The following is a 24,758-nucleotide window of genomic DNA, read 5'->3' on the forward strand; positions in this document are numbered from 1 at the left end:
ATTGCCAATTCCATTATTAGTTCATGCGACTAAAGATCGATCGTCTTCATTCTGGGCTAAATGGCAGGTTTCCGATTCAGCCATTCCCGTGTGATAAAGGTCACTGCGGCTTATGCGCTTTGGATGGTTTAATAAGCTTACAAGTCAGGTAAACAAAATTCGCATCTGCACAGAAGGGAAGGGATTAACCATGAACGGTAATAAACTTCAATTATCAGTTCAGACACTCAGTCTTATTCTAGGTTTTATGGTTTGGGTCATACTGTCTTCTTTGATCTCATTTATTAAAGAGGACATTTCATTAAGTGCCGGTCAGTTGGCCTGGGTTACAGCCACACCCATACTGTTTGGTTCCTTGTTGCGTATTCCGGTGGGTTATTGGACCAATCGGTACGGCGCTCGCAAGTTGTTCGTCATTAGTTTTCTGCTGCTGCTGGCACCGATATACTGGCTTAGCATAGCGGACTCCTTCATAGACCTGATTATGGGGGGGATGGTTCTAGGAATTGGCGGAGCGGTATTTTCCGTTGGGGTTACCTCTCTGCCGAAGTACTACCCGAAAGAGAAGCATGGGCTTGTGAACGGGATCTATGGGATAGGAAATTTGGGCACCGCGATAACCGCTTTCTCAGCGCCGGTGGTCGCAAATTATATCGGCTGGGAAAAGACAGTCCTTATGTATGGCTTGCTTCTTGGTATCTTTATAGCCATTAACTTTATCTTGGGGGATAAGAAGGAGCCTAAAATCGTCACTTCTTTGTCGGACCAGATTAAAGGGGTTTACCGAAACGAAAGATTATGGCTATTATGCTTATTTTACTTCATTACCTTCGGCTCGTTTGTCGCATTTACCGTCTATTTGCCTAACTTTCTAGTTACCCATTTCGAATTAACCAAAGTAGATGCAGGCATCCGCACAGCCGGATTCATTGTTCTGGCTACCATAATGAGACCTGTTGGCGGCTGGATGGGAGACAGATGGAACCCATTCAAAATCCTGATGATTGTTTTTGGTGGATTAACCCTGTCGGCCGTTATCTTATCATTTGCTCCGTCAATTGAAATCTATACGGTAGGATGTTTAACAATAGCACTGTGCGCGGGAACAGGGAACGGCACCATTTTCAAGCTTGTTCCGCTGTACTTCTCGAAGCAAGCGGGAATTGCGAATGGACTTATTTCGGCTATGGGAGGCTTAGGCGGGTTTTTTCCACCGCTAATCTTATCGGCGATCTTCAAATTGACCGGGCATTATGCGATCGGATTTATGGCGTTGTCCGAGGTGGCTCTGGCAAGCTTAATTCTTGTGATCTGGATGTTCTATCAGGAGAAGATGAGTTTAACCTTAAGCATTTTGGATCAAACATCCCAAGGAATAATGGTCACTGATGCTAAAGGCGTTATTCAATCTGTAAACGGCCCATTTACCGAAGTTACCGGATACATGGCTGAGGAGGCTGTTGGTAAATCGCCGAGCTTACTGAAATCGGGTAAGCAGGATGCTGCTTTTTACACGGGCATGTGGGCATCTTTGACAAATACCGGAAGCTGGCAGGGGGAAATATGGAACCGGCGCAAAAATGGAGAAGTATATCTAGAATGGCTAACCATTAATAGTATCCGTAACGATGCAGGTGAAATCAAATGCTTTGCCGCCATGTTCAGCGATATGACTAAAACAAGAAGATAGCCATAGGTGTGTGAAAACATCCCTTGCTTTATGCGCAACAGCGCATGGGGCAGGGGATGTTTTTGGAAGGGTGACTAACGTTTAGATGCGGTTATTACATTCTGCAAATATCCTTAGGGCATCCCTCGCAGTGACATATGTCGCGCAAGTATGAAAGGTCTTTTACAACAATGTGACCATTCTCAATCGCAATCGCATTTTCTCTACGCAATTCACTCAGGATCCGATTCACACTCTCCCGGGTAGCCCCGATCATATCGGCGAATTCGGTGTTTGTGTGAGTCTTTGATATCCAAATGTGGTTCTCATGTTCAACACCGTAGGTATTGGCCAGTCTGATCAGCAATGAACAGAGTGCGCCTTGCTTGCCGAACATCATTAAATCACGGAATTTAGTCTGGGTCATACGATGAACAAGCCCCATCCATTTCATGAATTCCACTGCAAGGTCCCCGTTTTGCCACAGCAGTACTTCCAAATCTTTCTGAAGGATAACTCCAACTATACTATCTTCGATAATGACTGCGTTAAACACATGGGAAGACTTGCGAAATGGATCTATTTGTCCGAACATGTCACCTTCCTGATACATATATAAGATGAATTGTCTGCCTTCATCCGAAGATTTTGTCATTTTAATTCTCCCGCTTTTAATAAAATACAACTTGTCGGCAGGGTCGCCTTCCCAAAATAAATGCGAACCGCTAACAGCTTTGGTCTCGTACATAATTTGCTGCAATTTCATGAGGTTGTCAGCAGAAAAACATTCCGTGTTCCGGACATTGGATTCAGTTGAACTGTTCGATATATTCATTGGCATGATCGCTCCGTTCCTAAATCATTAATAGTTAATATAGTATATCCATCTTTCCTATCTATCGATGTGATTTACATCACAATCACATTTGTCGGCAGTGTGACATTCTTCACTTACACAGTCCATTATTTTGTCTAATGTGAAACTATACGAATCAGAAAAGGAGAAGTGATGGCGATGCTTTCAGGAGTTGTTTTGGCAGGTGGAACAAATCGTCAAATGAAGGGAGAGCTGAAGGCACTCCTTCCTTTTGGCGGAAAACCAATGATTGCGAGGCAATTGGATCGTATGCGGGATTTATGTGACGAATTGATTGTTGTTACCCATGATCCTAAGCCTTTTTTAAATATAGTTAATCGATCGGTACGAATTATTACCGACTTTTATGAAGGTCATGGCCCTCTTGGAGGGCTGCACGCTGCATTGTCTCTTGCGAAGCACGCTTCTGTGTGGGTAGTTGGGTGCGATATGCCATTCATTTCCAGTAAAGCGGCGGAGTTAATGCTGGAAAGGAAGCGTGATGGTTTTGAAGCTGTAGTGCCTTTGATCGCTGGGGAGATTTATCCTTTACACGCCGTTTATGATCGGATGTGCGCCTCGCATATCGTTCCGCTTCTTCATCAGGGGGAAACGCAGATCTCTGCTTTGCTGAAGCATGTCTTTTGGAGCGAACAGGATGACCGGTTTTTGTACGAGAACGGTGTCGACTTGAATTTTGTGTCCAGTATAAAGTCGATTGAGGATTTTGAGGCAATGAGCCGGTGGGAAGCTTCGAAGCAGTAACAAGTGATTCGGTGCTTTTTTGGGTAAAAGCGGCGGCAGGATTGATAACTCAATCTGTCGCCCATCCTGGATAAGCCTCGTTAGAGGATTTCTCATCAATTATATTGTGAAAATATTCACAAATTGTTCATGAAGAACGGTTTCCAACTGTGACTTTAATCATAGTTTGGGATTTCGATTCGGCTTAAGCTAAAAGCATAACAACAAAGCATGGCAGCACATTTTTGACAATATAAAGGAGTGGATGGCGTTTGGCAACGAAAGAAGCGAAAGCAACCGAAAAAATCTCGGCCGGGGAAGAAGTCAATCAACTGGTGGCTCGAGCTAAACAAGCTCAGCAGCAATTTCTGAAGCTGGATCAAGCGCAAGTCGATCACATTGTTCAACAGATGGCGCTGGCCGGCGTCGATCGGCATATGGCACTCGCAAAGCTGGCTGTGGAGGAAACGGGACGCGGCGTCTACGAAGACAAGATTACGAAAAATCTGTTCGCTACGGAATACATTTATCACAGCATTAAAAACAATAAAACGGTAGGCGTTATTGAAGAAAACTCGTACGAGAACTATCAGATGGTTGCTGAACCGGTTGGGGTTATCGCTGGGGTAACGCCTGTCACGAACCCGACATCAACGACCATGTTCAAGTCGTTAATCGCGACGAAAACCCGGAATCCTATCATTTTCGCCTTTCACCCCTCGGCTCAACAATCAAGCGCTGCGGCAGCAGCAACATTGCTTGATGCGGCTGTGAAAGCTGGTGCGCCTGAGCATTGCATGCAATGGGTTGTACATCCATCCGTAGAGGCTACGCAGCTCCTGATGAACCACCCGGATGTTGCCCTGGTGCTTGCCACGGGGGGATCATCCATGGTAAAGGCGGCTTACAGTACCGGCAAACCGGCTCTGGGGGTAGGACCAGGCAATGTGCCGTGTTTCATTGAAAAATCGGCCAATTTGCAGCAGGCTGTCAACGATTTGATCCTTTCCAAAACGTTCGACAACGGCATGATTTGCGCATCGGAGCAGGCCGTTATTATTGAAGAATCGATATTTGTGGATACCAAAAAGCTGATGACTGAGCAAGGTTGCTATTTTTTGAACAAAGAAGAAACGGAAGCTGTCTCGGGGCTGGTGATTAACACTGAAAAATGTGCGGTTAACGCGATTATCGTAGGCCAATCCGCTGTGAAAATCGCCGAAATGGCGGGCATCAACGTTCCATCGGCAACCAAAATATTAGTGGCTGAATTAGCGGGCGTAGGCGAGGCCTTCCCATTATCGGCCGAGAAGTTAAGTCCTGTACTCGCTTGCTACAAAGTGAAGAATGCAGAGCAAGGCATTGAGAGGGCCGTAGAGATCGTCAAGTTTGGCGGAATGGGACATTCATCGGTCATTCATTCGCAGAATGAAAAAGTCATCGGGGCCTTCTCCGATAAACTGCAAACAGGACGCATTATTGTGAATTCGCCTTCCACGCACGGAGCGATCGGCGATATTTACAACACGAACCTGCCTTCTCTGACACTGGGCTGCGGTTCTTATGGACATAACTCCACGACTTCTAACGTCAGTGCGGTTAATTTGATTAACTTGAAGCGGGTCGCTTACCGGACCGTCAATATGCAGTGGTTTAAAATACCGCCAAAAATTTATTTTGAAAAAGGAGCAACGCAGTATCTGGAGAAAATGCCGGACATTACGCGGGTCATGATTGTTACGGATCCAATGATGGTGAAGCTCGGCTACGTAGAGCGGGTGGAGTATTATCTTCGCAAACGCCAGCTCCCGGTTTACATCGAAGTATTCTCGGATGTGGAGCCCGATCCGTCGGTAGAAACGGTTGAACGGGGCCGGGCGCAGATGGCCAGCTTTAACCCGGATTGCATTATCGCACTGGGCGGCGGGTCACCGATGGATGCTGCCAAAGCGATGTGGCTGTTCTATGAATATCCGGATACGAGCTTTGATGCACTGAAGCAGAAATTCATGGATATCCGGAAACGGGTTTACAAATATCCGCGGCTGGGGCGCAAGGCGAAGTTCGTCGCGATTCCAACGACATCGGGCACGGGCTCGGAAGTCACTTCTTTCGCTGTCATCACAGATAAGGAAAAAGGGAACACGAAGTATCCGCTTGCCGATTATGAGCTGACGCCGGATGTAGCGATCATAGATCCGGATTATGTATACAGCCTTCCGAAAACAGCGGTAGCCGATACGGGCATGGACGTCCTTACCCATGCGATAGAAGCTTACGTATCGGTCATGGCTAACGATTACTCGGACGGCTTGGCGATGAAGGCGATTGAGCTGGTGTTCCAGAACCTGGAGAAGTCCTTTGCGACTGGAGATCCGATCGCCCGCGAGAAGATGCATAACGCATCGACGATTGCCGGAATGGCATTCGCTAACGCTTTCCTTGGGATCAATCATAGCTTGGCCCATAAATGGGGCGGTGAATACCACACGGCGCATGGACGCACGAATGCGATTCTAATGCCGCATGTCATACGCTACAATGCTAAGAAACCGACGAAGTTTACTTCGTTCCCTAAATACGATCACTTTATTGCAGATCGGCGATATGCCGAGATTGCCCGTATGCTGGGGCTTCCTGCGAAGACGACGGAGGAAGGCGTGAACAGCCTGATCGAAGCGGTTCGCAAGTTGAACAAAACGCTTGGCATTCCCGAGAAGTTTCAGGACTTGGGCTTCCAGGCCGAGCAGTTCGAATCGCGTGTAGATTATTTGGCGGACCGGGCGTTCGAGGATCAATGCACAACCGCCAATCCGCGGATGCCGTTAGTCATAGAACTGGCGGACGTATACCGGAACGCTTTTTACGGGAAATTTGATTAAGTTCAAGTACATTCAGGAGGTGTCATCATGGCCATACAAGAAACTGCTGTTAAGATGGAAAGCTGGAGAGGCTTTGTCGGTGGCGAGTGGAGCAAGAGCATTGACGTTAAGGACTTTATCGATAAAAACATCACGGTCTATACAGATGATCATGCATTCCTTGCAGGACCTACGGAGGCGACGGCAGAGCTTTGGCGTATGATCAGCGTTCTCACCACTAAAGAACGGGAAAATGGCGGCGTGCTGGACGTCGATGTCGATACCGTATCCACGATTACATCGCACGCCCCCGGCTATATTGCCAAGGAGATGGAGAAGATCGTAGGACTGCAAACGGATGCCCCGCTGAAGCGTTCCGTTCAGCCCTACGGAGGAATCCGCATGGTGATCGATGCTTGCGATGCGTATGGATTCAAGCTTCCGCAAGAAATGATACAGGTGTTTACCGATATTCGCAAAACGCATAACCAGGGCGTGTTCGATGCCTACACGACGGAGATGAAGACGGCGCGTAAAGCGGCTATCATTACAGGGCTGCCGGATGCTTACGGCCGCGGGCGCATTATCGGCGACTACAGACGCGTAGCCCTCTATGGGGTCAATTGTCTGATCGAGGCGAAGCAGAAGGAGCTCCTTCAACTGGAGGTCGATTCGATAACCGAAGATATCATTCGGCTGCGCGAAGAGATTTCCGAACAGATTCGCAGCCTAGATGAGCTGAAGCAAATGGCCAAAACGTATGGCTGCGATATATCGGAGCCGGCTGTGAATGCCGCCGAAGCCGTACAATGGTTATACTTTGCCTATTTGGCGGCGACTAAGGAGCAGAATGGCGCGGCAATGAGCTTGGGACGCGTATCGAGCTTTCTCGATATTTACATGGAGCGGGATTTACGGGAGGGTACGCTTACTGAAGAAGCGGCACAGGAGCTGATCGACCATTTTGTCATGAAGCTTCGAATCGTTAAATTCCTTCGTACGCCGGACTATAACGAGCTGTTCAGCGGAGACCCTACATGGGTGACGGAGTCCATTGGGGGAATGGGGCTGGACGGCCGGGCGCGCGTAACGAAGAACTCGTTCCGCTTCCTGCACACCTTGTACAATCTGGGACCTGCTCCAGAGCCGAATCTGACTGTGCTGTGGTCGACAGCGCTGCCGGAAGGATTTAAAAAGTACTGCGCGAAGGTGTCGGCGGAGACCAGCTCGATCCAGTACGAAAACGATGACCTAATGCGCCCGTACTACGGGGATGATTACGGAATCGCCTGCTGCGTATCCGCGATGCGGATCGGCAAGCAGATGCAGTTCTTTGGTGCTCGCGCCAACTTGGCCAAAGCGCTGCTCTATGCGATCAACGGCGGGGTAGATGAGAAGCTTGGATTGCAGGTTGGACCGGAGCTTGCGCCGATTACATCCGAGGTGCTCGATTACGAAGAAGTCGCCGAGAAATTCGACATCATTATGGAATGGCTGGCGAAGCTGTATGTGAACACTTTGAACGTCATTCACTACATGCATGATAAGTACTGCTATGAACGTCTGGAAATGGCGCTTCATGACCGTGAAATTGTTCGTACGATGGCTACGGGCATTGCAGGACTTTCGGTGGTCGCCGACTCGCTAAGCGCGATCAAATATGCGAAGGTCCGTCCAATTCGCAATGACAAAGGAATCGCCATCGATTTTGAAATTAAAGGCGAATATCCGCAGTACGGCAACAATGACGATCGTGTAGACGCTATCGCCGTTCAATTGACCGAAACGTTCATGAACAAGATTCGCAAGCATAAGATGTATCGCGAATCCGTGCCGACGATGTCTGTATTGACCATCACCTCGAACGTTGTGTATGGCAAGAAAACAGGCAGCACACCGGATGGCCGCAAAGCCGGCGAACCCTTCGCGCCAGGCGCCAATCCCATGCATGGACGCGACCGGAAAGGAGCGCTTGCATCGCTCGCCACCGTAGCTAAGATTCCTTACGAGCATTGCCTGGACGGTATATCCAATACGTTCTCCATCGTGCCTAAAGCTTTGGGACGCGAGGAAGAGGCTCGCATCACGAATCTGGTATCGCTGCTCGATGGCTATATGGCGAATCAAGGTCATCATCTAAATATTAATGTATTCGACCGTGCACAGCTTCTGGATGCCATGGAACATCCGGAACAGTATCCGCAGCTTACGATTCGGGTGTCGGGCTACGCCGTAAACTTTATCAAGCTGACCCGTGAACAGCAGCTTGATGTGATCCATCGTACGTTCCACGGCACGATGTAAATGAATGAGAGGGGGTGCAGACCGATGAAAGGACGCATACATTCCTTCGATACGTTTGGCACCGTTGACGGTCCGGGCATCCGCTTTGTCCTTTTCATGCAGGGCTGCGCGCTGAAGTGCCATTACTGCCATAATCCGGATTCATGGGAAATGAATGCCGGCAGGCAGATGGATGTCGATGAGATTCTCCGGGAGGTGGAGCCGTTCCTGGAGTACTATCGCCGTTCAGGCGGGGGCATTACGGTAACGGGAGGAGAGCCAACGCTGCAGGCTCCCTTCGTGGCCCGCTTGTTTGCCGAGTGCAAACGGCGCTGGGGACTCCATACCGTGCTGGATTCGAACGGTTTCTGCGAACCTAGTCATGCGGAGGAGCTATTAAGTGCAACCGATTTGGTGCTGCTGGATCTGAAGCAGATCAATCCGGAAAAGCACATCGCGCTTACGGCGCAGCCAAATGACCGTATTAGGCGATTCGCGACTTTTTTAAATGAAAGGAAGAAGCCTGTCTGGATTCGCCACGTGCTAGTTCCCGGTTGGACGGATGACTATAAGGATTTATTTGAACTCGGGGAGTTCATCGGGGCACTTAGCAATGTGAGGAAAATGGAACTGCTGCCTTATCACAGAATGGGCGTTTATAAATGGCAGCAGATGGGGAAGGAATATCCGCTTGATCGGTGTCCGGAGCCGACAGACCGAGAGGCAGCCAGAGCTAGAATGATTATAGATCAAGGCATTGAAGCGGGGCGAAAAGCACTGGCCCAGTAAATAAAATACCACCTAAGCCGTAGAGCCGAGGTGGTATTTTTGCGCGTGCTTATAAATGTGACTAATGTCACATCTGTCTATGGCATAATGATTTATGATTCAACTAATAAGGGCTGGATGAAAGGATTGTTAAGCAATGAAAAACCGCAGCCAGAAATATGTCCGCAGAGCAGTAAAAGTTGATTACGCACAGCATGTAGTCAGTCAGCATATCCGGCAAATGAACAGCGAGTATACATCGATAGATTCATGTTTGCATAGAACAATATCGGAAACTTTGTTTTCGAAGGAAGATATGCCTCATTTCCCCAGGTCGGGGTTGGACGGCTATGCCGTTTTGAGTGAAGAGGCCGAGTTTGCATCTCCACAAGATCCAGCATATCTTAGGGTGATCGATGAAGTGCCTGCCGGATCCGTTTCAAATAAAACGGTGGTTCCCGGAACTGCGATTCGCGTCATGACGGGATCAGCGGTTCCGGGTGGCGCGGATGCTGTTGTCATGTTCGAGCAAACGGAGGAGTTTCAACAGGAGGGGCATGAGTGTATCCGGATTAAGCATAAAGTCGCGTATGGGCAAAACGTTGCCAAGCCGGGTGACGAGTTAAAGACCGGACAGCTGCTTATGGGCGCAGGCACTCGAATCGGCCCAGGACAAATTGCACTGCTCGCTTCATTAGGTTATGATAATGTTCCTGTTTACCGGCGCCCTATCGTGGGTGTATTAACGACCGGAAGTGAACTAATCGCAGTGGGGGAGCCGCTTCAGCCGGGGAAAATACGTAATAGCAATGCTTACATGCTTGCAGCGCAAATAGAGCAATATGGCGGGCTTGTTGTCAACTATGGCACAGTTCCGGATCATATAGATAAAGTGGCGAGTACGATTCATGCAGCGCTGGAGAAATGCGATATGCTCATTGTCAGCGGCGGGGTATCCGTCGGCGATTATGATGTCATGGCGGAATTTTTTGCTGCAACGAACGGGAACGAAGCCGAGCTGCTCTTCAATAAAGTGGCCATGCGGCCTGGAAGTCCAACCTCGGCTGCCGTCATGAATAAGAAGCTCGTCTTCGGTCTATCCGGCAATCCCGGCGCTTGCTTTGTTGGTTTTGAGCTGTTTGTGCGCCCCGCTCTGCTTGCGATGCAAGGTAAAGAAAATCCTCTCCCATCCAGTATTCAAGCGACTATAACAAACGATTACAATAAAGGATGTCCGCACGATCGATACATTCGGGGAAAAATGACATACTCCCAGGAGCAAGTAACGGTGAGTGTGTTGGAGAAGAACAGTTCAAGTATGCTAGTATCTATTCAAGATGCCAATTGCCTCATTCTGATCCCATCAGGATCCAAAGGTGTCTCAGCCGGTCAGATTGTTAAAGTGATCACTCTTCCTTATGAAATAACCAAGTAGTGAAGCGAGGTGGACAATGGAAAATCAGAACAAACAAGATTCCAAGGTCGTGGATGCTTTTCAAAGGCCTCTTCGCGATCTTCGTATATCGATAACCGACCGCTGCAATTTCAGGTGCCGCTATTGCATGCCGGAGGAAGTGTTTGGCCCCAATTTTCGGTTTTTAGGGCAGGATAAGCTGCTTTCTCCTCAAGAGATTGAGAGACTAACGCGTATTTTTGTTTCGCTTGGCGTTTCGAAAATACGGATTACAGGCGGGGAGCCCCTGTTAAATAAAGATATCGCCAACATTATTATGCGTATTCGCCGAATAGAAGGCGTCAAAGATTTGGCTGTTACAACGAACGGTTCGCTATTAAAGTCGAAAGCCAAGGCATTAAAAGACGCCGGGCTGGAGCGAATTACCGTGAGTTTGGATAGTTTGGACGATGACCGGTTCGGAGCCATGAACGGGAGAGGTTTTTCGGCAAAAAGAGTATTGGAAGGCATTGATGCCGCGGCGGCTGCCGGATTGTCCGTAAAGGTAAATATGGTCGTCCAGAAAGGTATCAATGAACAGGATATTGTTCCGATGGCCCGATACTTCCGCGAAAGAGGTCATAGTCTGCGATTTGTTGAGTTTATGGATGTCGGGAATAGCAATGGATGGAATTTGAAGCATGTCGTTCCGAGCCAAAGCGTTTACGAAATCATTCACAAAGAAATGCCTCTAGGACCTGCAGGATCAAGCTATTTCGGCGAGGTTGCGACACGGTATCGTTATATTGGTTCTCAGGAAGAGATCGGCTTGATTTCCTCTGTAAGCCAGGCGTTCTGCAGTTCTTGCACGAGAGCCAGGCTTTCTGCGGAAGGCCACTTGTATACGTGTTTGTTTGCTTCAGAGAAGACCGATCTGCTAGGTATGATCAGGGGCGGCGCCAGCGATGATGAGGTAAGATCGTTCATTGCTCAAATTTGGGGCAATCGTATGGACCGTTATTCCGAGACGAGACTTACACAGACAACTCCTAAGCATAAGGTTGAAATGTCCCATATCGGCGGATAGTCTGTTGTGCCGCACGATCAGAGATGATTGTTTTCATATATAGAAGAGCCCGTGGCGAATGGATGCTGCGGGCTTGTTTTTTATGCACGCGTAATTTGGAGGTTCTGTGATAAAATTCACATCCTTGCCGGACGATTCTCTTTATGATTAAAGCATAAGGATTAAGAGAATTGAGACAGCATTGCGAGGAGGAACTAATATGACTATCCATGGAGATAAACGTGAGAAGCTTATACTAATCGGCAACGGCATGGCGGGAATCAACACGATTGAGCAAATATTGAAGCTGGCGCCGGACAAGTACAACATTACGGTCATCGGTAAGGAGCCGCATCCCAATTATAACCGTATTCAATTGTCCTACCTATTGGAAGGCAGCAAGTCTTTCGATGAAATGATTTTGAATGATTATTCCTGGTACGGGCAGCACGGAATTACATTGTTCGCCGGGATCGAGGCAGCGCAGATCGATATCGACTCCAAGCAAGTGCAATTGAGCGATGGTTCATTCAGCGCCTATGACAAGCTGATCATTGCGACAGGATCCAAACCCGTTATGCTTCCGATTCCAGGTGTAGATAAAGAAGGGATCGTCAGCTTCCGGGACGTGCAGGACTGTGAGCGAATGACCAGCGCGGCGCGTACATGGAAGAAGGCTGCGGTCATCGGCGGAGGCTTGCTCGGGCTTGAGGCCGCGAAGGGACTGCTGAAACTGGGAATGGAGGTAACGGTCGTTCATTTATTCCCGGATTTGATGGAACGGCAGCTCGACCCAGCCGCCTCCGCCATGCTGCAAACGGAGCTTGAGGAGCAGGGGATTCGGTTCCTTCTAAAGAAGAAGACGGTGTCAATCGGCGGTGGAGCGCGTGTTGAAAGCTTGCAGTTTGAAGACGGCTCATCGCTCGAAACGGATTTCCTCGTGATGGCGGTAGGCATTGCTCCGGAGACCGCACTAGCTCGCGATTGCGGCATAGAGACAGCAAGAGGCATTATCGTAGACGACTTCATGCAGACAAGCGCGCCTGATGTATATGCGGTTGGCGAGTGCAATCAGCATCGTGGCGTCAGCTACGGGCTTGTAGCGCCGCTGTTTGAACAGGGAGCTGTGTTAGCCAAACAGCTGTGTGGTCTGCCTGTGGAGCCTTACCAAGGCTCGATCGTCTCGACCAAGCTGAAAATATCCGGCGTCGATGTTTTCTCTGCAGGGGAGTTTCAAGATGCTTCCGGGCTGGATGTTATCCGCATGCAGGACAATTGGAATAAGACGTATAAAAAGGTCCTTCTTCGCGATAATCGTATCGTCGGCTGTGTGCTGTTCGGAGATATTACGGATTCGGCCCAGCTGTTCAAATGGGTGAAGGCGCATGAACCGATGACGCGGGACATTCATGAACAGCTCGTGGGTTCGACGCATGCAGAGGGCACGGATCCGCTAGCTTTTGTTGCCGCTATGCCGTCCGATGAAATTGTTTGCGGGTGCAACGGGGTTACCAAAGGCATGATCATCCAAGCGATTGCGGATAAAGGCCTCACTACAGTAGAAGAAATCAAGAGTAGTACGGGTGCCAGCCGGTCATGCGGAGGCTGTAAACCGATGGTAGAGCAGATCCTTGCTCTGACGCTGGGTGATCAATTTGAGGCCAACCATCAAGGTGCCGAGTCGCTTTGCGGCTGTACGACCCATAGCCGGGAGGATGTGATAGCGGCCATTCGGGATAAGCGCCTGACCCATGTTCGCGAAGTGATGAACGTGCTGGAGTGGCACAACCCGGAAGGCTGCACGAAGTGCAGACCGGCGATCAACTATTACATCGGCATGGTTTGGCCGGAGGCTTTTGAAGACGAGAAGGATTCCCGGTTTGTCAACGAGAGGCTGCATGCCAATATTCAAAAGGACGGCACATACTCGGTTGTACCTCGCATGTACGGCGGCGTTACGACACCGGAGCAGCTTCGCAAAATAGCCGACGTCGCCGACAAATTCAAAGTGAAAATGGTCAAGGTAACGGGTGGACAGCGTCTCGATCTTCTGGGCGTGGAGAAGGAGGATCTTCCTCGCGTATGGGAAGAGCTCGGCATGCCATCGGGATATGCGTACGCCAAGGCCATCCGAACAGTGAAAACATGTGTCGGCTCTACATTTTGCCGATTTGGCACGCAGGACTCCATTGGTATGGGAATACTGCTGGAGAAGAAGTTCGAACGGCTCTGGATGCCAGCCAAGTTTAAAATGGCCGTTAACGGCTGCCCGCGTAACTGCGCCGAGGCGGAGATTAAGGACTTCGGCATCATCGGCAACGATGGAGGCTGGGAAATCTATGTAGGCGGCAACGGCGGGGTGAAGCTAAGAGCTGCGGATCTATTATGCAAGGTGAAAACGGATGAAGAGCTTATCGAGCTTGCGGGTGCTTTCATCCAATTTTATCGGGAAACCGGAAAGTACGGGGAGCGGACATCGGATTGGATCGAAAGACTGGGCCTGCCTGCGATTGTCCAAGAGATTGTCGAGAACAAAGAGCGCCGGAAAGAGCTCGTGGCTAGAATTGAACTGGCCTTGCAAGGGCTGCACGATCCTTGGGGTGAAGTTGTGGAGAGGGAAGAGCTGCGGCATCAATTATACGAGCACATTCATGTGAAGTGAGGGAGGCAACAGTATGGAAGCCATGAGGAGTAAAGGTAATGCGAGCTATTACCCGGTGGGAAATCTTGCGGATTTCCCACTGCATTTGGGGAAAGTCGTTAAGCTCGGCGGTGAACCGGAGATCGCCATATTCCGTTTGTCCGAACGCACCGTATACGCACTCGAGAATAGAACAGGACATAAGAAGGGAGGCCCTCTCGCCGAGGGTCTTATAAGCGGGGACTATGTATATTGTCCGCTTCGCGACTGTAAAATAAGCTTGTTGACGGGAGAGGTTCAGCTTCCGGACACCGGGCAGGTGAATACGTTCCCTGTACGTATAGAAGGGGATATCGTCCTTGTCGGTATCGAGCAGTCAGCTGAATAGCTGAATAGCTGAACCCATGAGATCTAGTTATGTACAGAAGGGACCCCGCTAACGCTGGAGTCCCTTCTCATATAGGAAAAACGTATTTCATTACATTCTGCATATTTCCGAAGGGCAATTTTCGCAACGACAAATATCGCGGAGGTAGGCAATATCTTTAATGACAATAAGTCCATTTTGAAATTCGACCACAGCTTCCTTACGCATATCGCTTAACATCCGATTTACGTTTTCACGGGTGGAGCCGATCATATCGGCCATTTCCGTATTGTTGATTTTATAATCGATCAGCACATGCTCGCCTTTTGGAACGCCGTAGGAGTTACTCATCCTGATCAGTAAGGAACAAAGAGCGCCTGGTTTGCCGTACATCATTAAATCGCGAAACTTTGTTTCGGTCATTCGATGAACAAGACCCATCCATCTCATAAATTCGATAGCTAAATCTCCATGCTGCCATAATAGAACTTCAAGATCTTTGCGCAAAATAACGCCTATTTCGCAATCTGCGGTCACTTCAGCGTTAAAACTTTGGACAGAATCTTGAAAGGGATCGATTTGACCGAATAAATCTCCTGCTTGATGCAGATACAAGATAAAGCTTTTACCCGTCTCCGACATCTTCGTGATGCGTACGCCGCCCTTTACGACATAATACAATCTGTCCGCGGTGTCGCCTTCCCAGAATAAATGCTCTTCTTTCTTTGCTTGCTTGAGGTACATAATACTCTTTAATTTATCAAAATTTGTTTCTGAGAAAAATGCCATAATCCCTTTATGATGAACGGTTCCTGATTTAGTGGTTGCTTTCTTTTCTTCTATTACCGGAATATTCATGGCCATGTGGACCAACTCCTCAACATTGTTTGCTACTTTTATGATAAGAGTTTTTACTATTTTTGTTAATCGGGAGTTCCACTGATCTTTTGCAGCGATATTCCCTACGAAGGTGTGAGGAATATCACAGTTCAAACCCTTACTTTCCCGAGCCTCCGATAAGTAAAAACCCTGATGCGTAAATCAGGGTTTTCCCTGACTTACAAGAAATTAATAATCGTCTACAATGGTTTGTGAGGGAGTTTGGCATGGCTTAAAAGATTGGAAGTGGCCGGGATGGGAAGCACTAGGATGAACATTATGGAAGAATTAGAACAGATACGAAAACTAACTTCGAGCGATTTTGTCGCATTGGCTCCTTTTATAGATAAAACCGCACCTTTGAAATGGAAGTACGCTGTGGGCAACAGCAACAATCGCTATCAGCATATGGTGATCAAGTCGGGGCAAGGATTGGCTGGAGCCGCGCTGCGCCTGGGCAGATGGGTGAAGCTCGATGATGCGAATCCGAAGCTTGTTCAAGAAAGACGCGAATGCCCGGTTATGTTAGCTGAACAATTACAAGCGGCAACCGTCTTTCCGTCAATCATTAACGATAGTTCCCTAATGAGAGGGTTGCTGTTTATCGGAAAGCGAACACGAGCCAGATATGAAGAAGATGAAATACGTGCAGCCCAGGAAAGCCTCCGCATACTGATGTCATATATAGAAGAACATAACGAAGATATGACGAAATGAATTCCATTAACGGAATTCATTTTTTTTGTTATGATTAAGACACGAGATGTGCGGAATGAGCCGCGTCGAAATGGAGGATGGAATGCTGAAAATTTTGGTAGTGGACGATCATGCTGTCGTAAGATCAGGACTTATGATGCTGCTGAACGGGAAACATAATATAGAAGTCATTGGGGAAGCGGCTGATGGCGAAGCAGGCATACAGGCTGCGCAATTGCTTAAACCGGATGTTGTATTAATGGATCTGAACATGCCTCTTGGCATGGATGGCTTAATGGCTACGGAAAAATTACGTCAATTGATGCCCGATTTGGCTATTCTTATTCTCACTATGCATGATGATGATGAGTACTTATTTAGAGCCATACATGTCGGAGCTTCAGGATATATATTGAAAAGCGCCCCGCATGACGAGTTGTTGACAGCTATTCGCTCTGTCGCAGCAGGAAATGCATATCTATACCCTACAGCCACCAAGAGGCTGATGAATGAATATATGGACCGGATTAAGAATGGTGAGAATAGGGATACGTTTGAAACGCTTTCGGAACGCGAGAGGGAAATATTGGCTCTCATTGCGAAAGGTTTTTCCAACAAAGAAATTGCTGAACAGTTGATTATTAGTGTGAAAACGGTGGAATCCCATAAAAGCAATGTTATGGAAAAGTTAGAACTGAAAACAAGGCCGGAATTGGTGAAGTATGCGGCAAGGAAGGGATTGTTGAACTTTGAATAAGGATCAGGAAAGCCACTATCCGGAAGTGATTGGCGAGAATGTTAACCAATTGCTAGCTCGTCTAGACAATCATATTTCGGAGACCGCGCTTCTTCAAGACCTGAAACAATCCCTTAAGCAGCTATCCGATGTGAAGTTTGCGCTTGACGAGTCTTCGATAGTTGCAGTCACTGACGCTAAAGGGAATATTCAATACGTTAACGATAAATTTTGCGAAATTTCCAAATATCCTCGTAAAGATCTTTTGGGGAATGACCACAGAATCATTAATTCCAGTCATCATGACAAAGCGTTTATGTCGGACTTATGGAAATCTATTTCTTCAGGCAGGGTGTGGCGCGGAGAGATCAAAAACAAGGCGAAAGATGGATCTTTCTATTGGGTAGATACAACGATTGTGCCTTTTGTCGATGCGGAAGGAAAACCATACCAATATTTGGCGATTCGTAATGAAGTGACGGAGCTGAAGCGGGTAGAGGAAGAACTGCAGATTATGATGTCGAAGGTGCTGCAAATTCAGGAAGAGGAACGTAGAAAGTTCTCTCGCGAGCTGCATGATGGTATTGGGCAGAGTTTGTTTTCCCTATTAATTCAGATGGACAGATTGATCATAGAGGAACCTGATTCGGAAATAGCGCAGCTCCGGCAAAATGTTTCCAGCATCATTGAAGAAGTACGAAGTCTTGCGTGGCAAATTCGTCCTTCCGTATTGGATGATTTAGGCGTTCTCCCTGCCATTCGTACTTATATCGAAAATTATACAGGCCACTATGGCATAAGTGTAAAACTGGAAAACAGCTTGCACAAGCGGTTAGGGGCTCTTGAAGAATCAACGATCTATAGAGTCATCCAGGAAGCTCTTACGAATATTGCGAAGTATGCAGACGTGTCAGAGGCCAATGTGGCCGTTCGCGACAAGGAATCATATATAGAGGTACGAATTGAGGATAAAGGGAATGGCTTTGCGAGAAATAGCAGTTCCAAAGGTGTCGGTCTCTTTAGTATGGAGGAAAGAGCCAAGAGCATTGGCGGCAAGATGGACATCTCTTCAGAAGTAGGGAAAGGCACAACAGTAGTTTTGACGATACCGAGATAAATATTATAACGAATAATAAAGCTTGTAACTGATCAAGCCGAGCAATCTAGCGCTTAGCAAACAATTAAATGAGATTATTACGATTACACGTCAAACATTTATTACATAAATGACGAAAATTTGATTATAAAAAGGCAAGTCCCGGTGAGTATTAAGGCATCGGGACTTTTTGTATTTCCGAGGGTTTATTTATAGATTATAAAAAAAATATTTTTTCACATCATTCTCTCATTTTCATTCGATATAATTGCAAATGACTTCGGAATGATAATCATTATCAAAACATAGTTAGACATGCCCGGAAGGTAAGCTTCGAAGGAGGTGGAGGGTTGAACGCTCAGACGCTAATCAAGGCCGGAAAGTATCAAAAACATGCACAAAGGAAACCACGTTCACAACGCAGCAAATACAGAGTTCTGGAAATCCTCATTGAAAGAGGAACGATAACGTCGGAGGAACTCGCGGATATTCTGACGATGACCGTACATGCAGTAAGCAAAGTGACTCAGAGTCTGACCGCCAGCGGCTTTATCGTGAGAGCAGAGGATGACGGTCAATATATGATGATTACGAAAACCGGATTCCGGGTCTGGGAGGAAGCGAAGCGCGAGCGGCTAAAGTGGCTGGAGCGCAACCCGAATCTCGATTTTGCCCAAGAGCCTAAGCGGTCAAATGGCGTCATAGTGGGATGATGGGGCGAAAACTCACTGGACTAGCCGGACTTTTCCTTTTCATTGTTTTTTTACTCCTGAGCTGGCGTTTGTTCGATCTACACCAACTGCTTGAACGGTTACACGTGGTGCTTGTTCAGCCGGGTTGGCTAATATTCATGTTTGTCGTTTATCTTCTATCCTTTGTTCTCAAAGCGGCAGCCTGGCAAGCGTACGCAGGCCGTGAACACGCAATCGGACTTTATCTTCATGGTATCTTTTACAGCCTGTTGGTCAATCACCTGCTGCCAATCAAGGTTGGTGACCTTGTACGGGCAGGTATTTTAATGAAGAAGGCGAGCATGAGATGGGATAATGCTCTCCATACAGTCGTGATTATGCGTTTGACTGACATGTTTGTGCTTGGAGCGATTGCTGCCTTTGGCATGTTGTGGCTAGGAATGGCTGTATCTTGGCTTGCGTTTGCTGTCATGGGAGCATTGGTCATTATTGCAGCAGTGGCCTTGAAATGGTTGCCGATTCGGCGCTGGCCATTTATAAATCGACACTGGGAGCAGCTCAAAGCAATCGTAATGTCAAAGCAAGGCCCTTATATCCTAGTCCTTGTTGCCGTGAGCTGGATACTGGAAGCAGTAATTTTGTTTGGTATTGCCCGCATGGGTGACATACCGTTAAGTGCGGCTTCATCGATTTGGGTTAATAGCGTAACCATCGCAGGCCAGATCTTTCATGTTACACCGGGTGGAATAGGAACCTACGAGAGTACATTAAGCGGTTCGCTCGCAGTGCTTGGCGTTAGCTGGGAAGAAGCCTACGCAACTGCTTTGCTGACACATGCATTTAAATTCGCGGTCGCTTTTATTCTAGGTTCTTATTCTTTGATCCGAATGCCAATTGGTCTGCGCGAAGCCAAGAAGTGGATTCAAATACCGCGAAAGCCTTCTCTAAATAAGAATCATGCGCGCGAAAGGACATTGTGATGAAACAGGCTTCCCCTTTTGAGATTGTCGCTGCTAGATGCTGGAACCTTCTAAATGAGGGCAAACCGTTTACGCCGATTTTTGCCGCATCCGTATTTTTGCTGTATCGGTCAGATCAATGGCTGGACAGTCGTTTCTGGGCTGGTGCGGGCTTAAGTCTGCTGCTCATATTACCTTTGTTCTTTTTATTCTATTATTTCGATTTCCCGCTTTTTCTCCGGAGCTATTTGTGGCTGCCTCTTGTAGCTGCACTGCTTTTATGGGAACCCCACAATCTTTCTCTACATGCGACGGCAATTGGATTGTATTTCTTCTTTACCGTGTTTTTCTGGGGAACGTTTTATTACCGAATGCGGATCGGTACGTCATGGTGGAACTTTAAGCGCTTCTGGAAGCTAGTGCTCAAGAACAGCGATTCGACTAGCGGCAATGCACAGGAACAGCTGCCTAAGCTGCTGCTGCTGCTGCTTCTGTGGAATTATTTTTACGGATTGCTGTATTTCTCTGGAGAGCGTCCTTGGCCTGCTGCCGGGTTCGCGGATGAGGTTGTTTTACTTGGCCTATTCACAGCTTGCTTATGTCTATATAGCTGGATTTTGCATGCTAACCTGTTCGATTGGAAACCAAAAGAGACGACTGGGTTCACAGAAGCGCCTGATAGGACGGGAAAGGCTGTGAATGAGAAGGTCATCGTAATTGTCATTGACGGCATGCGCAAGGAGCGCTTTGAAGAAGCCGATGCCCCTTTTCTCAAGAAGCTGCGGCTGGAAGGAACCGAGTACACGCAGATGGAGACGGTTTATCCGGCAAGAACGGTCGTTTGTTTTTCTTCCATGTTTACCGGAGCTCATCCTAAAGACCATGGCATTCGTTCCAATATGGTATGGAAGCTCGGCATTCGGGTGGAAAGTATTTTCGACTCGCTGCGGAAGGTAGGAAAGAGAGGTCGCTTGCTCGGTATCGCTCATCTGATCGACTCCATGGGCGACGATGTGGAGAGCGTAACGGCTGTTATGCACAATGACAAAGCCGACCGCAATATCATTGACCGCTCCAAAAAAATAATGGCCGAGCAAAATCCGGATTTATTCGTTGTTCAGATGATCGCTGTCGATCAAACCGGTCATAGCATGGGCGTATTATACGATGAATATTTACAGAAAATTGCCGAAGCCGATAGGCTGATTGAGGAGTTTGCCTTGTGGCTGACAGACCAAGGCATGATGGAAAATACAACGTTGATCGTATGCGCCGATCACGGGCAAGCAGACGGTATTGGCGGACATGGTCATCTGGATGAAGGAGAACGGTTTGTACCATTTTTCCTGCATGGTCCAACCATACGCCAAGGCTGCAGAGTCGATGAGAGACACTCCTTAATTTCTATGGCGCCGACGCTCGCCTATTTATTAGGCGCTCCTTATCCAGGCGCTAGCCGGGGACAAGTGTTGACGGATGCGTTCAAGCGTTAATCCGGGGCTTCACCTTAACCTCAGCCTCAAGGAAATGGCTTAATGAAAAGAGGAATGCTATGAAATCCACCCGTAACAAGAAGCTCATCGTATTTATACCTGCGCATAATGAAGAAGACAATATTGCGAGCGTCATTGAGCGCGTCCCGAGACACTTCCATCCGAGCTATGACGTGCAAGTCGTCATTATCGACGATGGATCGAAGGACCGAACAGTAGAGGTGGCTAGGCAGGCTGGAGCTGATTATGTATATTCTTTTGGAACGAACAGGGGATTAGGGGCTGCCGTTAGAGAGGGACTTAGGCAATGCTGCCTGCTGGATGCGGATATTGGCTTGATGATTGATGCAGACAACGAGTATCCGCCCGAGCAAATTCCTGAGGTTGTCGCTCCAATTATAGATAGAGTGGCAGACTACACATTCGGTTCGCGGTTTAAAGGGAGCATTGCAGGGATGAAGCTGCATCGCAGGCTAGGCAATTACTTGTTTACGCTGCTCCAGTCCGTGCTGCTGCGCAAATGGATATATGACGGCCAGTCCGGCATGAGAGGCTTTTCTCGGGAAGCGATGGAATGCGCGGAAATTATTCACGATTACAACTATGCCCAAGTGCTGACTTTGAATTTGCTGAGGAAGGGCTTCCGTCTCCAAGAGGTTCCTATTGCTTACAGGGTGAGGACACAGGGACAGTCCTTCATTAAATTTCGTCAATATGTCACTTCTGTCATACCGGCTATTTATAAGGAAATGAAGCGTCCTGCCCTTCGCGCCACCTATGTTGCACCGAACAGGCAAGTGCATGAAGCTCCGAGTCAGCAAGCGCTGCGGTAACCGGACTAGAGGAGGTCAGGAAATCGTGCATCGACTCGTCCGCCATTTATCGATAAGTGCAGCTTCTATTTTCCTTATTTTAATCTTCTGTTCTAATTTGTTTTTTGCCAGCCCTTTTGTACGCTCATGGGACGAAGTGGATTTTGTACTCGCGGTGGATCGGTACGACTTGCTCGCGATGCAGCCTCATTTTCCGGGGTACCCGTATTTCATTGCAGGAGCAAAGCTGGTTCATAAGTGGGTGACGGACCCAGTTCAATCCTTGATGATTTGGAATGCAGCATTAGCTTTAAGCGCAGCGCTTCCCATTACTTGGCTAGCCAGGCGATACATAGGGCTGGCCCCTGCAATCTGGACAGCTGTAGGTATTCTATCCTTGCCGTACTTGTGGCTTATGGGCTCGCGTCCCATGTCAGAATGTGCGGGAATCGCCGTGCTATGGTGGTATCTCTGGAGTGTGCGATGGGCGGCAGATCGCCCGCATTCCAATGCCCGCCTAGGGGCAGTGCTGCTATTATTTAGCATCCTAATGGGAATTCGATTATCTTACTTCCCTTTTGGCATTGCCTTGGTGCTGCTGCTAGTCTTCCAATACACGAGTCTTGCAGACAGCCGCACTAGGCTGCGAAGACTGATTATGGCGATTGCAGCCGCTGGAGGCGCCCAGTTCATTTGGATCGCAGGGCTAATCCAGTCCGAAGGCACGCTGCAGGGGTTCTGGAAGCTGTCCGTCGCATTTGTTTCGGGACATTTCTCCGAATGGGGCGGCGGGGTCGCAGACTTGAAAGTACCAATCGTCACACGATTTGTAACGCTCGTCACCGATCACCTGATTCGGGATGTATGGTTTAGCCGTTCGGCAGCATTGGCTGTGTTTTATATATTGTTTTTAGCTTTGACGGGTTTAGGGATGTGGAAGCTAAAAGGCGGCGTTGAGAATTCTTTTTCCGATAGAAAATTCGGCAAATGGCTGCTGGTTTGTCTGATTGCCTACGGCGTTTGGGTTTTATTAGGCCAAAATATTGAAAAGCCCCGCCATATTGCACCAGTTGCTGGTCCAATGCTTCTGGTCCTTTATGCTGCAGCTGTAAGAACGGCGCAATTATTAAGCAGAGCTTCGGACAGCATCCGAGGCTGGCAGTGGGGCAAGGCTGCAGCGGCAGCGATCTATCTGGTCTTAGCTGCCGTAATCGCCATTCAATTCGCGGTTGGAGCACAGCTGCTTAAGCTTCAAGCCGAGCAACAGCCTGCTGTCTATCAATTGAACGACTATATGGAATCGTTGAAGCAACCGCTCGTTCTGTACACTTGGGAAGAAACGCGGGTACTCCGCTACTTGCAAGCGAGCTATGAGCATCGGAAGATTTTGACCTTCGATTATTTTCATTCGCTAGCTCAGACGGGAACAAGGCAACGGGTGTTTTTGACGGATCATGTGTTGGAAGGTTTTGTGCAGCAGCATGAAGGTGCGGGCTTGCAAGTCATTCCCATTGCCGAATTTGTGTCAGAGGATTTATTTGACCCGGTCTATTCACGGATTACCCTTTATGAATGGATGAGACCGGGGGAGCAACAAATGAAAAACGAGTAAGACAGAAGGAGAGTGTACAAGTGTCAAAATGGTTTCGATGCGGGCTGGCGGTGGTTGTATTATTGCTATGGCTCTCACCGGCTCAGGTTTCGGCGTACTCCTATGGGGATGCCAATACGGAGGATGTTGCCGAGACCTTCAAGCTCATCGTCAGTTCAGCAAGCGGGAGTAATCCTGATTGGAAAAGTATCGAAGAGGCTCATAAAGTAAGGCGCTCGGAGATCAAATCGCATTTTGGTGAAGCCATTGCGATTACGCTCGACAAAAATGTTGAAGCGAAGGACAGCAAGCTATTAACGGCTAACTACAAAGCCGTTCTAGTTATGAATTTGGATCGCCGATTCACGTATGCGCTGAAGGATGTGAGCGACTATGCCGGTGCCAAGCTGCTTCTGGCCAAAGCGAAGGCAACCTTTGATACGTTATCGCCCTATATGGAATCCGGCACGGATGATCTCAATCATGCTTTCGATGAAGCCTTGGAGGCGCTCGGCAATCCCGGTTTGTTCGGGGTAGGAGAGAAGGAGGCCGATCCGGAAACCTTTAAACAAAAGGTAAACTTTATTTACGGGAAGGTTAAGCCGCTGTTTCCTTACAAGGCGTATGTTAAGCCGGCAGCTGCAGAACCAAGCAAGGAGAAGCCCGTTAAGGAACCTGCTGCTGCTCCGAAACTTATCGCAACACAGAAACCGACAGCAAGCAAGGCACCAGTATCTACCGTTAAGCCTTCCCCGAGCGAGAAGGCGGCTGCTGTAGAAGAAGTGGCAGCAGCCTCGCCAACACCGAGCACAGCTCCAAGCTCCAATCCGGAGCAATTGGTATCGGCAAGCCCGGAGGCAGAACCAACGACTGAGGCACCGGCAACCGAGGGATCAGGGGAAGAACCTGCAGCATCCGACGCAACCGTTAACCAAGGAACATCGGAGGAAGTGTTAGATGAGCCGAGCTCCTCCGATTCAACGGTTGCTGCATCTGAGCAAGCGGCGCAGGAAGAGGGGCATGCTCCGATGGAGCGGACGGACAAAACGAATTCATTCGTTACGCTATTCGCTATCGCGGGCGTCATTATTGTTGGTGCCGGGGTTATATGGTTTATTCGTAAAAAAGGTTTATTGTAAAAAAACTTTATTTAGGA

Annotated in this window: 20 protein-coding genes; 18 read left to right on the forward strand and 2 right to left on the reverse strand. The window is 48.3% G+C overall.

Annotated elements, in window-relative coordinates; all coding sequences use genetic code 11:
* The first annotated feature begins 190 nt into the window (after window positions 1–190).
* Window positions 191–1,690 carry a nitrate/nitrite transporter gene (locus AC1TPC_RS21525; RefSeq protein ID WP_482068855.1) on the forward strand — a complete coding sequence of 500 codons (1,500 nt, stop codon included), beginning with the start codon at window positions 191–193 and terminating at the stop codon, window positions 1,688–1,690.
* A gap of 94 nt (window positions 1,691–1,784) precedes the next feature.
* Here the strand turns inward: AC1TPC_RS21525 and AC1TPC_RS21530 are convergent, their stop codons facing one another.
* The gene (locus tag AC1TPC_RS21530) at window positions 1,785–2,504 is read right to left on the reverse strand and encodes a Crp/Fnr family transcriptional regulator (RefSeq protein WP_482068856.1); all 720 of its coding nucleotides are present in this window, start codon (window positions 2,502–2,504) and stop codon (window positions 1,785–1,787) included.
* 180 nt (window positions 2,505–2,684) lie between these two features.
* Here AC1TPC_RS21530 and mobA point away from each other — a divergent pair, with 180 nt between their 5' ends.
* From mobA to nirD, 8 genes are all read left to right on the forward strand, one after another.
* On the forward strand, window positions 2,685–3,290 hold the full coding sequence (gene mobA, locus AC1TPC_RS21535) for a molybdenum cofactor guanylyltransferase (protein ID WP_482068857.1): 606 nt from the start codon (window positions 2,685–2,687) through the stop codon (window positions 3,288–3,290).
* A 251-nt stretch (window positions 3,291–3,541) separates the two neighbouring features.
* A complete protein-coding gene (gene adhE, locus AC1TPC_RS21540; protein WP_482068858.1) occupies window positions 3,542–6,151 on the forward strand; it encodes a bifunctional acetaldehyde-CoA/alcohol dehydrogenase in 2,610 nt (869 codons plus the stop codon).
* 27 nt (window positions 6,152–6,178) lie between these two features.
* Window positions 6,179–8,434 carry a formate C-acetyltransferase gene (gene pflB / locus AC1TPC_RS21545; protein ID WP_482068859.1) on the forward strand — a complete coding sequence of 752 codons (2,256 nt, stop codon included), beginning with the start codon at window positions 6,179–6,181 and terminating at the stop codon, window positions 8,432–8,434.
* 24 nt (window positions 8,435–8,458) lie between these two features.
* Window positions 8,459–9,202, forward strand: a complete 744-nt coding sequence (pflA, locus tag AC1TPC_RS21550; protein WP_482068860.1) for a pyruvate formate-lyase-activating protein — start codon at window positions 8,459–8,461, stop codon at window positions 9,200–9,202.
* 136 nt (window positions 9,203–9,338) lie between these two features.
* A complete protein-coding gene (locus AC1TPC_RS21555) occupies window positions 9,339–10,616 on the forward strand; it encodes a molybdopterin molybdotransferase MoeA (protein WP_482068861.1) in 1,278 nt (425 codons plus the stop codon).
* A gap of 16 nt (window positions 10,617–10,632) precedes the next feature.
* Window positions 10,633–11,661 (forward strand): GTP 3',8-cyclase MoaA, encoded by a 1,029-nt coding sequence (gene moaA, locus AC1TPC_RS21560; RefSeq protein ID WP_482068862.1) that lies wholly within the window; start codon window positions 10,633–10,635, stop codon window positions 11,659–11,661.
* 199 nt (window positions 11,662–11,860) lie between these two features.
* Window positions 11,861–14,302 (forward strand): nitrite reductase large subunit NirB, encoded by a 2,442-nt coding sequence (gene nirB / locus AC1TPC_RS21565; protein WP_482068863.1) that lies wholly within the window; start codon window positions 11,861–11,863, stop codon window positions 14,300–14,302.
* A 13-nt stretch (window positions 14,303–14,315) separates the two neighbouring features.
* Window positions 14,316–14,669, forward strand: coding sequence for a nitrite reductase small subunit NirD (nirD, locus tag AC1TPC_RS21570; protein WP_482068864.1), 354 nt, complete (start codon window positions 14,316–14,318; stop codon window positions 14,667–14,669).
* 90 nt (window positions 14,670–14,759) lie between these two features.
* On the opposite strand, the gene AC1TPC_RS21575 is transcribed toward nirD, so the two are convergent.
* Window positions 14,760–15,506: a Crp/Fnr family transcriptional regulator gene (locus AC1TPC_RS21575; RefSeq protein WP_482068888.1), complete on the reverse strand. Its 747-nt coding sequence runs from the start codon at window positions 15,504–15,506 to the stop codon at window positions 14,760–14,762.
* A gap of 291 nt (window positions 15,507–15,797) precedes the next feature.
* On the opposite strand from AC1TPC_RS21575, the gene AC1TPC_RS21580 reads away from it, so the two are divergent.
* From AC1TPC_RS21580 to AC1TPC_RS21620, 9 genes are all read left to right on the forward strand, one after another.
* On the forward strand, window positions 15,798–16,244 hold the full coding sequence (locus tag AC1TPC_RS21580) for a GAF domain-containing protein (protein ID WP_482068865.1): 447 nt from the start codon (window positions 15,798–15,800) through the stop codon (window positions 16,242–16,244).
* Window positions 16,245–16,326: 82 nt separating this feature from the next.
* Window positions 16,327–16,980 carry a response regulator gene (locus AC1TPC_RS21585; RefSeq protein WP_482068889.1) on the forward strand — a complete coding sequence of 218 codons (654 nt, stop codon included), beginning with the start codon at window positions 16,327–16,329 and terminating at the stop codon, window positions 16,978–16,980.
* Window positions 16,973–18,076, forward strand: coding sequence for a PAS domain-containing sensor histidine kinase (locus AC1TPC_RS21590; RefSeq protein WP_482068866.1), 1,104 nt, complete (start codon window positions 16,973–16,975; stop codon window positions 18,074–18,076). The genes AC1TPC_RS21585 and AC1TPC_RS21590 overlap by 8 nt, the downstream gene beginning before the upstream one ends.
* A 329-nt stretch (window positions 18,077–18,405) precedes the next feature.
* Entirely contained in the window at window positions 18,406–18,768 is a 363-nt protein-coding gene (locus AC1TPC_RS21595) for a MarR family transcriptional regulator (protein WP_482068867.1), read from the forward strand.
* Window positions 18,768–19,727: a lysylphosphatidylglycerol synthase transmembrane domain-containing protein gene (locus tag AC1TPC_RS21600; RefSeq protein WP_482068890.1), complete on the forward strand. Its 960-nt coding sequence runs from the start codon at window positions 18,768–18,770 to the stop codon at window positions 19,725–19,727. Before AC1TPC_RS21595 ends, AC1TPC_RS21600 begins: the two co-directional genes overlap by 1 nt.
* Complete coding sequence (locus tag AC1TPC_RS21605) at window positions 19,727–21,199, forward strand: alkaline phosphatase family protein (protein WP_482068868.1); 1,473 nt, start codon at window positions 19,727–19,729, stop codon at window positions 21,197–21,199. Before AC1TPC_RS21600 ends, AC1TPC_RS21605 begins: the two co-directional genes overlap by 1 nt.
* A 59-nt stretch (window positions 21,200–21,258) precedes the next feature.
* On the forward strand, window positions 21,259–22,032 hold the full coding sequence (locus AC1TPC_RS21610) for a glycosyltransferase family 2 protein (RefSeq protein WP_482068869.1): 774 nt from the start codon (window positions 21,259–21,261) through the stop codon (window positions 22,030–22,032).
* 25 nt (window positions 22,033–22,057) lie between these two features.
* Window positions 22,058–23,623 carry a nucleoporin-interacting protein gene (locus AC1TPC_RS21615; protein ID WP_482068870.1) on the forward strand — a complete coding sequence of 522 codons (1,566 nt, stop codon included), beginning with the start codon at window positions 22,058–22,060 and terminating at the stop codon, window positions 23,621–23,623.
* Window positions 23,624–23,643: 20 nt separating this feature from the next.
* The gene (locus tag AC1TPC_RS21620; protein ID WP_482068871.1) at window positions 23,644–24,741 is read left to right on the forward strand and encodes a hypothetical protein; all 1,098 of its coding nucleotides are present in this window, start codon (window positions 23,644–23,646) and stop codon (window positions 24,739–24,741) included.
* Window positions 24,742–24,758: the final 17 nt, after the last annotated feature.

Source organism: Paenibacillus sp. Y280, from assembly GCF_056786335.1.

What these genes read in the sequence shown, in the direction of transcription:
- AC1TPC_RS21580 (WP_482068865.1), top strand. Translation starts at nt 15,798, where the DNA reads ATGAACATTATGGAAGAATTAGAACAGATACGAAAACTAACTTCGAGC.
- AC1TPC_RS21585 (WP_482068889.1), top strand. Translation starts at nt 16,327, where the DNA reads ATGCTGAAAATTTTGGTAGTGGACGATCATGCTGTCGTAAGATCAGGA.
- mobA (WP_482068857.1), top strand. Translation starts at nt 2,685, where the DNA reads ATGCTTTCAGGAGTTGTTTTGGCAGGTGGAACAAATCGTCAAATGAAG.
- AC1TPC_RS21530 (WP_482068856.1), bottom strand. Translation starts at nt 2,504, where the DNA reads ATGAATATATCGAACAGTTCAACTGAATCCAATGTCCGGAACACGGAA.
- AC1TPC_RS21575 (WP_482068888.1), bottom strand. Translation starts at nt 15,506, where the DNA reads ATGAATATTCCGGTAATAGAAGAAAAGAAAGCAACCACTAAATCAGGA.
- moaA (WP_482068862.1), top strand. Translation starts at nt 10,633, where the DNA reads ATGGAAAATCAGAACAAACAAGATTCCAAGGTCGTGGATGCTTTTCAA.
- nirB (WP_482068863.1), top strand. Translation starts at nt 11,861, where the DNA reads ATGACTATCCATGGAGATAAACGTGAGAAGCTTATACTAATCGGCAAC.
- pflB (WP_482068859.1), top strand. Translation starts at nt 6,179, where the DNA reads ATGGCCATACAAGAAACTGCTGTTAAGATGGAAAGCTGGAGAGGCTTT.
- AC1TPC_RS21525 (WP_482068855.1), top strand. Translation starts at nt 191, where the DNA reads ATGAACGGTAATAAACTTCAATTATCAGTTCAGACACTCAGTCTTATT.
- AC1TPC_RS21600 (WP_482068890.1), top strand. Translation starts at nt 18,768, where the DNA reads ATGGGGCGAAAACTCACTGGACTAGCCGGACTTTTCCTTTTCATTGTT.
- AC1TPC_RS21605 (WP_482068868.1), top strand. Translation starts at nt 19,727, where the DNA reads ATGAAACAGGCTTCCCCTTTTGAGATTGTCGCTGCTAGATGCTGGAAC.
- AC1TPC_RS21610 (WP_482068869.1), top strand. Translation starts at nt 21,259, where the DNA reads ATGAAATCCACCCGTAACAAGAAGCTCATCGTATTTATACCTGCGCAT.
- pflA (WP_482068860.1), top strand. Translation starts at nt 8,459, where the DNA reads ATGAAAGGACGCATACATTCCTTCGATACGTTTGGCACCGTTGACGGT.
- AC1TPC_RS21555 (WP_482068861.1), top strand. Translation starts at nt 9,339, where the DNA reads ATGAAAAACCGCAGCCAGAAATATGTCCGCAGAGCAGTAAAAGTTGAT.
- nirD (WP_482068864.1), top strand. Translation starts at nt 14,316, where the DNA reads ATGGAAGCCATGAGGAGTAAAGGTAATGCGAGCTATTACCCGGTGGGA.